Annotated in this window: 16 protein-coding genes; 14 read left to right on the forward strand and 2 right to left on the reverse strand. The window is 31.8% G+C overall.

The annotated features are described in order from the left end of the window. Nucleotides 1-849 precede the first annotated feature (849 nt). From HMPREF3002_RS02545 to HMPREF3002_RS02565, 5 genes are all read left to right on the forward strand, one after another. Nucleotides 850-1,053 (forward strand): hypothetical protein, encoded by a 204-nt coding sequence (locus HMPREF3002_RS02545; RefSeq protein WP_003010127.1) that lies wholly within the window; start codon nucleotides 850-852, stop codon nucleotides 1,051-1,053. After that, complete coding sequence (locus HMPREF3002_RS02550; RefSeq protein WP_003010129.1) at nucleotides 1,046-2,032, forward strand: ABC transporter ATP-binding protein; 987 nt, start codon at nucleotides 1,046-1,048, stop codon at nucleotides 2,030-2,032. Before HMPREF3002_RS02545 ends, HMPREF3002_RS02550 begins: the two co-directional genes overlap by 8 nt. Continuing rightward, complete coding sequence (locus HMPREF3002_RS02555; RefSeq protein ID WP_003010132.1) at nucleotides 2,029-2,823, forward strand: ABC transporter permease; 795 nt, start codon at nucleotides 2,029-2,031, stop codon at nucleotides 2,821-2,823. Before HMPREF3002_RS02550 ends, HMPREF3002_RS02555 begins: the two co-directional genes overlap by 4 nt. 1 nt (nucleotide 2,824) lies before the next feature. Next, nucleotides 2,825-3,610 (forward strand): ABC transporter permease, encoded by a 786-nt coding sequence (locus HMPREF3002_RS02560; protein ID WP_003013947.1) that lies wholly within the window; start codon nucleotides 2,825-2,827, stop codon nucleotides 3,608-3,610. Between the two features lie 732 nt (nucleotides 3,611-4,342). Then, a complete protein-coding gene (locus HMPREF3002_RS02565; RefSeq protein ID WP_070665178.1) occupies nucleotides 4,343-4,990 on the forward strand; it encodes an EcsC family protein in 648 nt (215 codons plus the stop codon). 598 nt (nucleotides 4,991-5,588) lie between these two features. Here the strand turns inward: HMPREF3002_RS02565 and HMPREF3002_RS02570 are convergent. Further along, nucleotides 5,589-6,014 carry a helix-turn-helix transcriptional regulator gene (locus HMPREF3002_RS02570; protein ID WP_070665138.1) on the reverse strand — a complete coding sequence of 142 codons (426 nt, stop codon included), beginning with the start codon at nucleotides 6,012-6,014 and terminating at the stop codon, nucleotides 5,589-5,591. A 282-nt stretch (nucleotides 6,015-6,296) separates the two neighbouring features. Here HMPREF3002_RS02570 and HMPREF3002_RS02575 point away from each other — a divergent pair, with 282 nt between their 5' ends. The 7 genes from HMPREF3002_RS02575 to HMPREF3002_RS02605 all read left to right on the forward strand — a co-directional run bounded on the left by HMPREF3002_RS02575 (nucleotide 6,297) and on the right by HMPREF3002_RS02605 (nucleotide 9,496). Continuing rightward, nucleotides 6,297-6,536, forward strand: a complete 240-nt coding sequence (locus HMPREF3002_RS02575; RefSeq protein WP_070665140.1) for a hypothetical protein — start codon at nucleotides 6,297-6,299, stop codon at nucleotides 6,534-6,536. A 120-nt stretch (nucleotides 6,537-6,656) separates the two neighbouring features. Then, the gene (locus HMPREF3002_RS02580) at nucleotides 6,657-6,863 is read left to right on the forward strand and encodes a hypothetical protein (RefSeq protein WP_070665142.1); all 207 of its coding nucleotides are present in this window, start codon (nucleotides 6,657-6,659) and stop codon (nucleotides 6,861-6,863) included. 90 nt (nucleotides 6,864-6,953) lie between these two features. After that, entirely contained in the window at nucleotides 6,954-7,265 is a 312-nt protein-coding gene (locus tag HMPREF3002_RS02585; RefSeq protein WP_070665144.1) for a hypothetical protein, read from the forward strand. A 762-nt stretch (nucleotides 7,266-8,027) separates the two neighbouring features. Further along, nucleotides 8,028-8,237 (forward strand): helix-turn-helix transcriptional regulator, encoded by a 210-nt coding sequence (locus tag HMPREF3002_RS02590; protein WP_031576108.1) that lies wholly within the window; start codon nucleotides 8,028-8,030, stop codon nucleotides 8,235-8,237. Continuing rightward, nucleotides 8,234-8,416: a hypothetical protein gene (locus HMPREF3002_RS02595; RefSeq protein WP_049516043.1), complete on the forward strand. Its 183-nt coding sequence runs from the start codon at nucleotides 8,234-8,236 to the stop codon at nucleotides 8,414-8,416. Before HMPREF3002_RS02590 ends, HMPREF3002_RS02595 begins: the two co-directional genes overlap by 4 nt. Before the next feature lie 13 nt (nucleotides 8,417-8,429). Further along, nucleotides 8,430-8,780, forward strand: coding sequence for a PspC domain-containing protein (locus HMPREF3002_RS02600; protein WP_049499704.1), 351 nt, complete (start codon nucleotides 8,430-8,432; stop codon nucleotides 8,778-8,780). Nucleotides 8,781-8,794: 14 nt separating this feature from the next. Then, nucleotides 8,795-9,496, forward strand: coding sequence for a DUF3169 family protein (locus HMPREF3002_RS02605; RefSeq protein ID WP_070665146.1), 702 nt, complete (start codon nucleotides 8,795-8,797; stop codon nucleotides 9,494-9,496). Nucleotides 9,497-9,776: 280 nt separating this feature from the next. Here HMPREF3002_RS02605 and HMPREF3002_RS02610 read toward each other — a convergent pair whose 3' ends face one another. Next, the gene (locus HMPREF3002_RS02610) at nucleotides 9,777-9,980 is read right to left on the reverse strand and encodes a CsbD family protein (RefSeq protein ID WP_003014014.1); all 204 of its coding nucleotides are present in this window, start codon (nucleotides 9,978-9,980) and stop codon (nucleotides 9,777-9,779) included. 326 nt (nucleotides 9,981-10,306) lie between these two features. On the opposite strand from HMPREF3002_RS02610, the gene HMPREF3002_RS02615 reads away from it, so the two are divergent. Together HMPREF3002_RS02615 and HMPREF3002_RS02620 are read left to right on the forward strand one after the other, a co-directional pair. Further along, complete coding sequence (locus tag HMPREF3002_RS02615) at nucleotides 10,307-10,897, forward strand: rhomboid family intramembrane serine protease (RefSeq protein WP_070590491.1); 591 nt, start codon at nucleotides 10,307-10,309, stop codon at nucleotides 10,895-10,897. A gap of 144 nt (nucleotides 10,898-11,041) precedes the next feature. Then, nucleotides 11,042-12,163 (forward strand): VanZ family protein, encoded by a 1,122-nt coding sequence (locus HMPREF3002_RS02620; RefSeq protein WP_070590493.1) that lies wholly within the window; start codon nucleotides 11,042-11,044, stop codon nucleotides 12,161-12,163. The last annotated feature ends 32 nt before the right edge of the window (nucleotides 12,164-12,195 follow it).

The raw sequence follows: 12,195 nt of genomic DNA on the forward strand, positions 1-12,195 counted from the left end.
CGTAAAAGAAAATGAAGCAGACAAGGATTGAGGACAATGAACTGAATCGGTTTTTACGCCGTGTTTTTCTTGTATCTTCCTCTTTCTTACTTATAGCAGGTTGTTTTTGCTTGAATAAGAAATAAATTAGAAGTTCTATCATCTAAGAAAAATGATGAAAAAAATCATTTAACTAATGGTGTGAACGTTTAGTGTTTATCAGCTCCATTCTCTGTAATTTTGGGGGTAAAATCCACACCATTTAGATAAAATTAGTTGAATTTGATTGGAAAAACGCTTTTATAAAAGCGGAGAAAAGTCTTGATATTACGCTGTTTTTAGTCCAACTGAAATTCATACTTTCCAAACCAGGTCTTAAGAAAGCTCGTAAAGCATCACAATTATCAAAACGTTAATCAACACGCTTATATCAACGTTTACAGACATTTAAGAAATTTCTCTTGGATGTCTTTTTTTGTCTAGCTAAATTTTACAAATTGGGCAATTTAGGTTACTCAATAATATAAAAAAGATAAAAATTTAAAGTTCGAATTTTAATTTTAAAAAAAGTAATTATTATTGAATATCTGTTCAAACATTTTTTCTTTTCTAAGGTTAATATAAGTATATATAGTTTAAAAAAGGAAGTCAAACATCTTGCTCATAGATTTTTGCATTTTTAAAAAATACATTTTGTCATATAATAATGTGGAAAATTGACGGATTCCTTAAATAATCATATAATATGAAAATGTAAACCCTTACATACTATTCTACTTATACTTGATAAAATGCAAGTTCTTGAGGATCTATAAATATACAGACACTCTTCTATTTATAAAGTGAAATAAAGAATCACGGAGAAAGTTTATGGATATTAAAGAGACATTCAACCAGCTAGACAATACAAAATTTAATGATTTCAATAATCGCCTTGAAGGTTTTGAGAAACTTTTTAAAGACAAATATTATTTTACCCATCCCGAAGATTTTAGCTCAATCTTTAGCATTTTGGTAAAGTATGGAAAAAGTACAAGTAAATATATTTTATCGAAAGGAGAGATATATGAGTGAAATAGTTATTAATGCTCAGAATTTATCTAAAAATTTTTATAATTTTGATTCAAGACTCCCATTTATCAAGAGATTTTTGAAACGTAATCAAATAACGATTCGAGCTGTTCAAGATATTAGTTTTACGATTAAGAGAGGGAGTATAGTTGGCTTTATTGGGAGTAATGGAGCTGGTAAATCCACAACGATTAAAATGTTGACTGGGACTCTTTATCCTAGTTCCGGAAAATTAGAAGTGAATGGAGAAATTCCATTTAAAAGAAGTATAAATTTTAGAAAAAAAATTTCAATAGTAGTAGGAAATAAATTACAGTTATTTCAAGATGTTTCGGCTATGGATTATTTTCAATTGATTGGTACTTTATATGAGGTAGAACCGGCGATTTTACAAGAACGAATTCAGGAATTAAGCAATTTGTTGAATGTAAAAGATCAGCTTTACCAGCAGGTCCGGACCCTCTCTCTTGGACAAAAAATGAAAATGGAGTTTATCGCGGCATCTTTAACAAGTCCGGAAATATTATTTTTAGACGAGCCTACTATAGGGTTAGATATACAGTCTAAAAAAGATATCAGAACATTTTTAAAGAAAATGAATGAAGAATGTCATACTACTATTATTTTAACGAGTCATGATATGGATGATATTTCGTCTGTTTGTGACGAATTAATCGTCATTGACAAAGGAAAAATTATTTTGCAGGAGTCAATGGATGTTATTTTATCTAAATTTTCTGATTTTAAATATTTAAAGATAAAAATGACATTAGATTTGGTACCAGAGTTATGCTCTGTTAAAGGAGTAGTAGTCATTTCTCAAACAAAATCGGAATGTATACTAAAAATACCTAGAGATTTTGTCTTTGAGACATTAGAATCAATCAATAAGCTTGTAGATATAGAAGATTTTGAAATATCAAATCTTTCTTTAGAAGAAATTATTTTACAAAACTATTTTACAAAAAAGGAGCACAATTGAAAAAAGAAATGTCTATTATTCTGATATCATTTCGATCTATTTTGAACTATAAATCAAGTGTACTATTGTTAATGTTACAGGCAAGTATACAAATTATGATATCAGTATTTTTATGGACGTATATATATCAGAGTAACCAGATAAATATAGCAGGATATGATTTTACCTCAATGGTTCAATACTATTTGGGGACTATAATTTTTTCATATTTTGTTTTTTATCCAGTTGATTGGGAAATCAATGACGATGTTCATTCAGGAAATTTTTTTAGCATATTAATAAAACCTGTTACTTTTTATAAGTATTATTTTTGTAAAATGCTTGGAGATAGGCTTGCTCATTTATTATTTATCATCATTCCTGTCATTTTATTCTCCAGTGTTTATTACAAGAATAAGTTATTAACCATTGAAATTCTTATTTTAGGAAGTATTGCAATTATTCTATCTATGGTTCTATGGTTTTTAATATCATGTTGTGTAGGTATGCTTTCTTTTTGGTTAGAAAATATATTTTTTGTCCTTACTGTTAAAGAAATAGTAATTCAGTTTTTATCAGGAATATTATTGCCTTTAAGTTTTTTTTCAAATAATTTTCGTCTGTTTTTAGATGTATTACCTTTTAAATACTTAGTATATGAACCGCTTCAGATGTTTAGTAATGATACATATAAATTAATAGACTATTTGAGAATTATTTGTATTCAATTGATTTGGTGCATCATTTTTTATATTATATCAAGATTCATATTGAGAAAAGGAGTGGAGCACTTCTCAAATGTGGGAGGATAAAATGTTTAGAATAAAAGTAATTTTTAGGCTACTTCATTTTGGTTTTAAATCTGATATGAATTTTCATTTTGACTTCTTTTGTGGTCTATTTTCGTCGATACTGTGGATTGGTTTACCTATTGTATTTTTTAGATTGATTTTCTTAAACATAGACTCTTTTAATGGTTGGGACTATTATCAAATTTTATTTTTGGTAGGTTCCTACACTATTGTAGATGGAGTTATGATGGGATTGTTAATTAGAAGTATGGGAATTTTAGAATCAGATATTTTGAGTGGTAACTTGGATCAAATTTTATTGAGGCCGTTTGATACTCAGTTGTTCTATATTTTTAGATCATTTAATTTAGTTCAATTCGTGAATACTTTTTTTGGTCTTGCGATCATTTTTATAAGTTATGGAAATTTAAATGTACATTTAAATTCATTAAAAATATTATTTTATATCCTTTCTTTAATGTGTGGTTGTATTATATATTATTCAATTTGGTTTCTAATAACGATTAGTTCATTTTGGTTCCCAACTAAATTTTCAAAAGTAGATGTATTTTTGAATTATATTGGAATTTCTAAGTATCCATATAATATTTTTACAGGTATTAACAGATTGATCACTATGTTATTTGTTCCCAATTTATTAATTGCCAATCCTGCAGTATTAATATTTTTAGGGAAAGATACATTGAACCTATTTTTCTATCAAATAGTTTTTACAGTTTTTTTGATTATTATCAGTCGTACAATTTTTAGAAAAGGATTGAAAAAATATGAAAGTGCAGGAAGATAAACAATGTTGTTCAGTTATATGTTTGACTAAAGGAAGTGATTCGCTGTACTTTGTTTTGTGGTCATTGAAACATCAGATAATTATAAACTATAATTTAAAGAATAGTATTATTAACTTATAGGTGCTAAGAAAAAATTTAAAGAAATTCCCTCATTCAATCAAACTTATTCATATTTTTTAAAATAAGAAAATAGTTGGATTTTGATGATGGTTGATATAAAGCTAAACAGAAAGTACCTGAAATCCAACTGTGTCAAACCAGGCTTGAAAAAAACTCGTAAGGCGTCACAATTCTCAAAACGTTAATCAACACGATTATATCAGCGTTTACAGACATTCAAGAATTTTCTCCTGGATGTCTTTTTTTGTTCAAAAAACTAAAGTTCACCCCAAAGAAATAAAGGTCAAATAATTGTATCTAATGTTCGTTTAATAAATCGAAATGAAGTGTTTTTACATACTGTTTTTTTAAAAGTAATTAGTTATTGAAACTATTTCAGAGTTTAAAAGATTACTTTTTGAGTTTTGAACATAATTGTTAAAAGTCTATTAACTTAATAAATGATTTACTTTTTAAGTTCTCTAAATTACAATTTAACACCATTATTTGAAACGATTATTCTACTAGGAAGAAATTTACAAATTGTCTTAGTTATTAAGGAAAATATAGCTCTAAAATGGTATAATGGTAAGGACTATAAAATTAAATTCAAGCTACTAAGGAGCTTTCATATGGGAAGAACTGACATCGTTTCGCAACAAGATATTATGAATTTTTTAGATGCTTCGTATAAAAAAATACTAGATGGTATTCCTCTAGTTAGTCCACCTATTGAAAGTTTCGCGAATGATTATTTAAGTAAGTACAAAACAAAAGAACGAGCTTGTAAAGAAATGCTAAATAATCAAATACTAAAGTGTACAACCTCGGGAGTTATTAGTGGTTTTGGGGGGATTCTTACATTACCAGTTGCGATTCCCGCTAATATAGCTAATGTATTATATGTACAGATGAGAATGATAGCGTGTACTGCCTATATGGCAGGTTATGATTTAAAAAGTGATCAGACTCAGACATTGGTATATGCATGTCTAGCTGGTGTAGCAATTAATCAAATATTAAAAAAGGCTGGTATAAAGCTTTGTGAAAAAATGGCTTTAAAAATGATAGAAAAAATTCCTGGCAAGGTTCTCATCAAAATAAATCAAAAAGTAGGATTTAGATTAGTAACTAAGTTTGGAAGTAAGGGAATTTTGAATTTTGGGAAACTGATACCAGGTGTAGGAGCAATAGTCGGTGGTGGGTTAGACTATACAGAGACTAGAATAATCGCTTCAAGATCCTACGACTGGTTTTTTAAAAATAATTATAATAATTGATAATTTTTTGAAGAAATATGATATCTCTTCTATTTAAAATAAAAAGATGAACTTCTAAAATGACATTTAAAAACAAGAACACTTAAAGTACTCTTGTTTTTCTATTAAACGAACGAAAGTTAGGAAACTTATTTATACTTGATGTTATTACAAATCTCAATAATTTACAGCCAATAATTGTAAATTCTTTTTTAAAAATCAGCAACAAATCTGAGGATACTAGGGATTTATATAAGACTGTATTCAAGTTTAAACGATTAGACTGTAAGAAAATAGTGTATACAAATAATTGAAGATTTTCCCTAGTTGGTTGGAATATGACAGAAATAGTACAGACGATGGCTTTATAAATAAAGTTGAATTTTATAGAAATGATTAATTAGAAAAGAAATAGATCATCTCAGCATTCTTGATAAATAGTGCATTAACTTTATAGTGCTTGAATGATTTAATTAGATTTTTCTTGTTTTTAAGAATACACACTTCAACACTTCCGTTCTATTTCAGAAAACACAATAAAAAGCTTCTCTTTGAAACTTGTCACAGTTAAAAGAGTAGCTTTTTATTTTTTGATGATATTTAGAATCCAATTTTTCGTTTATTTATTTTTTTTATTAAATCCATTGACAACAAAAGGGATCAGTGCACCAATTATAGTACCTGCAATAGCAGCAGACTTAGAGGATACAATTAATTTAGAAGCCTGAGAGATTTCATCAAAATCTAGATTTTCTGCTTCAGCTTTAGACAATACTTCTAATAACATTTCAGCACGCTTAGCTCTATCAGAGTCGGTTGACTTTAGTTTTTCAATTTCAAAATCAACAACTGTTCGTAATGCAATGTAATGTAGTTTGGTTAGTTTGCTATTCTTTGTTTCTAAATTACTAATGGTCTGTTTAGTGACTCCAATAAGATCACCTAAATCAGCACTTGTCCAATTTAAGATTTCTCTGATAGACTTTAAATTGTCTTGCAGTATTTGTCTTGTTCTCTCATTTGAGGGATATTTTTCTTTTTTCATTTCACGACACCTACAATTCTGTATTTACATTATAACAGAAATTTGGACTATAAAAAAGCATTGTTTTTGTCAAAAATATAATTTAAATAAAAAATAATTGACAAAAGAAAAATAACGGACTATAATATCGGTATTCTTAAGAAAGTGAGGAATAAAGTTATGATTAGCTTATTAAAAATAAAGTGAGTCATATGTTTGTTCTAGTTTCTGTGTCAGAAGCATGACCAGAAGTTTTTTGAGGTAGTGTATACCCTGCCGTTCCATTATAGGAGGAAAGTCATAATGAATTTACAAGTAATGCTTAATATTGTGTTGATTATTGGAATGATCTATTTAGTTGTTAGAAGATATATTATTGCATCAAAATTTACAGATTATATGATTAAGAATGGCGGGGAAGAAATTGAATTTATAAAAGAGAACAACTTGAGTTTCTCTGAATGTGTAAAATTGCTTAATAAAAAACATAAAATTGGGATAGTCAATGCATTTTCTGTTGTAAACTGTTTAAGAGAAAAGTAAGATGATCCTTTAATTTCGTTAATAAAAATAGTCGAAGTAACAGTATTTGCTATGGATCAGGCTGAGTCTGATAATGTAGAAGCTTCATATACTTGTTTATTAAAAATAGGAGTTTATATTATGTCAAAATTATACGAATGTAGTGAGTGTGGTGAGTTGTTTTCCAAGCATGAAATTGATTGGGAAGGTAGCGATGAAAGCTATGAGTCTTATTATTGTCATGACTGTTCTAGGTTTCTAGAGCAATGTAGAATTGATGCAATGGATCCTGATGGATTTGGGTATGACGAATATGGAAACTGGGATTCGGAACGATTAGGATTATAAATACCTTTGAAAAACTCCTATCGCCTCTTCGTCCGTCCCCTTGTTAGATATTTATAACAGTCTTAAAAAATCACATAAGAAAGTGTAAGAATGAAGTTAATACCGTACATTTTTATAAATAGAAATTTATTGTCTGTTACCGGCACAAAAAAAGAAGTGTTTTCTAAATGTCTCAAAATTGCAAGTAAATATGGAAAAGTGATAGGCAGTGATGAAATGTTTGGGGATATTTATCTTAAAACAAAACTAAATCTGCGCCAGTTACATTTTCCAAAAGAAATAAAAATATCGGTTGCAGCCACTGAGGTTCAAGATTTGACTATTATAAGGTTTGGTGATAGGTATGATTATACTAGTTCATGGCTTAGGGACGTTTTTGGGAAAGAATTCTTTAAAAAATGAAGACCTGTATATAGTTATAATGAAGCGCTTCAAAACTATACTGGAACTTCCCTAAATTATCAAGCTAATATCAATTTTTTGAAATTTTAATTGCGTAAGGATGCCCTTAAATACTGTTATGAAGCTATTTTTAAATCAAATGAAAATAACACTTTCCAAACCAGGTCTTAAGAAAGCTCGTAAAGCTTCACAATTTAGTAAACGTTAATTCGAAAGAATTACAATACTTACAAAGAGCACCTTTCGAGGTGTTCTTTTTGTATTTTCATACTAAATTGTGGTAGTTGACGTAGTTGTTGTGGCTTTAGCCGCTTACAATTACGGCTGTCATTCGACGAAGTCAATTACCTCAAAACGTTAATCAACACGATACTATCAACGTTTACAGACATTCAAGAGTATTCTCTTGGATGTCTTTTTTTGTTTCAAAAATACAAAGTTGACCCCGTTATTTTTTTGATTTTAAGTATCCATTTCACCTCTATTTAGAAAAATATCAAATCAATTCTTATTCAGGATAAGAGTCTTGACCTAAATCATTTACAAAATGACAAAAATAATGATATTTTTGACTAATATCATTGTCAAAAATAAAAAGATATGTTACAATGTAATCAAGTTAAAGAAATAAGACTTTGAACGGAGAAACTATGAGGATATCGGTAATAATATCTTATATAATAACAAAGGAGGAAAAATCAGATTCTACCATTTTGGGGATATCTAAGCGAAGTGGCTGAATTTGATAGACAATCGGTAAATATGAAGCTAAAAAATCGTTTAAAAGAGCTTCGCGCTCGTGATGGTTTAAACCAAACTGAGCTTGCCAAGCTAGCAGGTATATCTAGGCAGACCATTAGTTTGCTAGAGCGTGATGAGTATACCCCCTCTATTATTATCGCCTTGAAAATCTCTCAGATATTTCATGAGCCAGTAGAGTCGGTATTTCGCTTAGAGGAGGAAGAATCATGAACAAATATAGAGTAATTTATTATCTTTGTATCATTGCCTTTATAGCAAATGTTTCGATGATGATCGGGACCTTGCTGGGATGGTTTCAGATTTTAGACAGTAATTATTTTTTCTGGAGTAGCTTGATTTTTAGTTTAGTATTTGAGCGGATAGAAAAGAAAGTAAAAGAAAGAGTATAAAAGGAGTAAGATTATGAAAGAGTTTTTGGCAGATTTTCAAGTAGATACCGAACATAAAGAAATTGCAGGGGTTTGTGCCGGTATCGCCCGTTATTTCAATGTAGACCCTCTGATGATTCGTGCATTAGCCGTTTTGCTTTTTCTATCTTCGATAGAAATTAGTCTTCTCACAGTGATAAGTTATGCTTTTTTAGCTGGCTGGATGGGAAATGAATCTCTTGAAGTAGTCATCAAAAAATCAGGGTACAAGATTCTATTTTTCTATCTAGTTGCCATTCTCCTGAATAGTTTTGGTGATCAAGTTTTAACGGCTACTTTTGGATTTGGGCATGCTCTGGTTCAAGGACTGCTAGGTTTATTTTAGAAAGAAGATAGAAAATGAAAAAGAAACATTTATTACTATTGTTAGGAAGTTTATTGTTGGGTGGTTTAATCGGAATGTTTGGTGCTACCTTTACGAATCTTCATTTAAACATTTCTCAAGAGCAAGTACAGTTTATTTTGACGACCATCTTTTTCTGTCTGGGAATACTATCGACCATGGTAGCTCTTTATTTTATTATGAATAGTAGGAAAGCTTATGATAGCTACCTAGCAGAAGAAGATGATGAATTAAATGAGCTAGCTTATATCAAGATGTATCGCTCTCTAGATTATGGGACAGTTGCTTATAATGTTTTGCAAGTTAGTATGCTTTTCAGTTTGGTTACCGTGTTACCTAGTCATGATCTTCCGTTATCAGTTTTTCTCTTAGCGGTATTGACCATTCTTGTTGGAAGTTTCTGCGTTAAAACAACGAGCAAAATTCGTAATTACCAGCTCTCTATTTTAGCCACACCAAAAGAGGTATTAGACTATCTAGAAACCTATGACGAGGGAGAGAAACAAGCGGAAATGGCAGAAGCTTATTTAATCTTGTTCAAACTCAATCAGCTAATCTTACCATCTGTCTATATCATCTTGTTTGCCCTATCTATCATTCTTGGTGAAGTGCAATTAGTTGGCGTCCTTATAACGGCTGTCATCCATCTCTATATCAATATTGCACAATTAAGAAAAACAAAACGTTACTTTAAATAACAGGGATTTCTATGAATCGTGTCGCAAATGTAGGTGACGATGCTGAAAGGGATGAATCAATCAAAATAAATTTCATTCCAAGATAGAGTTATAACATAGAATTCTAAAAAGTTTGTAAAGTAGCTTTAGTAAACGTTCTTTTAAAAGAATGCTAATCATTACATGAGCACCCTTCGGGGTGTTTTTTCTATACCTAAGATAAATGGAAAACAAAAACCCACCCTATCTTCCACGGTCAAACATGACTGTAGAAAATAGAGTGGGTCTAGGATGTTAAAGACTATTTGTCGTCTTTATGAAAGATATTTTTAACGCCCTTGATAGCTCCTTCAACAGCTTCTTTTGCATCTTCAGCAACTTCTTTTGCTTTTGAAGCAACTTTTTCAGCAGTGCCTTCAGCTTCTGTTTTTGTATCACCGGTTAATTTACCGAAGCCTTCTTTAACAGAACCCTTCACTTGGTTCAATTTTTCTTCTAATGACATAGCGTCACCTCCGTTAAGTAAATAGTTTTTTAATCTGAATTTAAGACAGTTCATTTAAAAAATTAAAACTATTTAGCTCAGATTAATATAAGTATATGCCTTCTGAAATGGAAAGTCAAATTTTCGCTACGGTATTCTGAAAGCAGGATCGATTTTTGATCTGAAGGCAAATCGTGAGCGACTAATAAGTCACGATATTTCGTTTTTACAGCAAAGATTTGAAATGAAAGAAGCAAAAAACTTTTTCTGTCTCCAATGAAATAAATGGTATAATAATCGTGAATGGAAACATCGTAACGCTGTTTTTTGAAAAAGAGAAGATAAATATGAAAAGAATCCTCACAACCTATCCTATTATCAGCACTTTAGCTCTAATCTGTTTGTTGCTTGGTCTATTGACTTCCTTTAATGGGGATGCTATGTATGACCTATTGGCCTTTCATTCGAAGCCGGTCTATGGTTGGCAATATGTCAGTGGGACCCTGATGCACGGTAGTAAAGGCGCACCTATCTGGTTTTTATGGGTCCATTTGTTGTTAAATGGACTCATGATCCTTCCTTTCGGAGGACTGCTAGAAAGAAAAAGAGGCTCCAGACAAGTCTTGATTGTTTTTGTGACGGCGACAGTCCTTTCTTCCATCGTTTTTCACCTCTTAACCCAGGGGCAAGACATTCAGGCAACAGGGATCTCTGCTGTAGGATACGCCTTTGTAACCGGAGGGATTATGCTCCTGCCAAACGTGTGGAAAGAATTTTCACGCACCGTAAAACTGTTTTATCTATTCTTAATTTTTCTATCTGGCCTCATGCTCTTACCAGCAATCACCGGATGGATCTCAACACTATTGCATCTTTCAGGGATTGTGAGTTATCTATTGGTCTTTATCGGAAGTAAAGTCTTGAAGGGGAGAAGCTAACCATTAAGACGGCTCCTCAGTAAGGTTTTCATCGTACTTCCTTGACTCTTCCTCTACCAGGCCGTATAATATTCTATATCAATGAAGAAATCACCTTTTGTCATTGTGCAAAGGGTGATTTTATAACGAAAAAAAGGAGACACAATGGGGTATATCTCTACTATTAAAACGGCTGTTCAGCTCTTTCCTTTCCTGGCATTTTTGCTGACCTTGCCCTACATGATTTTGAATTATCGAAAATATGGTTCGGTCAATAAATTGCGGGTGCTGATTTTCTATTCTTTTATGCTTTACTTGATGACGGTCTATCTCTTGGTGATCTTGCCTCTGCCAGATCCAAGTAAGATTCATACTAGCTACTCGGAAATGGTCAATCTCCATCCCTTTGCTTTTGTGGTGGATTTTTTCAAGGAGAGCCCCTTTGATTTAGCGCAGACTGGTACTTGGATTCAAGCCCTTAAGCATCCAACTTTTTATGTGCCTGCCTTTAATGTCCTGATGTTGATTCCTTTTGGGATGTATCTGCGCTATTATTTTAAGTGTGGTTTTAAGAAAACGATTCTTCTGACAGCCCTCTTTAGTCTCTTTTTGGAGCTGACCCAGTTATCAGGTCTCTATTTTCTGTATCCGGGTCCTTACCGCCTAGCAGATGTCGATGATATTATTCAAAATACTACCGGTGGTGGAGTGGGCTATTTGCTCGGTTGGTTCCTGGTTTGGTTATTGCCAACACGAGACGAAATTGACGAACATTCTTTCCGAGTAGGGACCAGAGTATCTGGTTTTCGGATGGGTCTTGCCTTCTTGATCGACTTTGTGATGCTATCCTTGCTTTACGAGGTAATCGAGCGTTTGGAGACGATTCCTTATGTAGCGGTTTTGGCTGTTTATTTTGGTTTGATTCCCTTGTGGCGGGGCAAAACCTTGGGAATGGCTTTGCTGAAATTCCGCTTGCATTTTGACAAGCAAAAATGGCTTCGCACCATCTGGCGGGGAATCCTAGTAGTAGGTTATTTCTATCTGATTCCTCAAGGGTTGTTCTATTTGATTTCGCTCTTGAATAGCGACTTGACGGACAATTCCCTCTTAACCCTGTCCATGATTTTATTGCTCTTCTTTATGCTTTTATTGTACCTGATTCTCACTCTTGCCATCGTCTTACTCAATCGTCGCTTTCCCTTTGACCGTCTAGCTGGGGCTGAGTATGAGAGTACGGTGCGCGTGAAGAAAGAGCTCTTAAAGGATGAAACTGAATCATCAAAATAGAGAGAGTGGGACAGAAATCGGTAATTCGTTAG

The sequence above is a fragment of the Streptococcus sp. HMSC065E03 genome (genome assembly GCF_001815045.1).
GTDB classification, from domain to species: domain Bacteria; phylum Bacillota; class Bacilli; order Lactobacillales; family Streptococcaceae; genus Streptococcus; species Streptococcus parasanguinis_AD.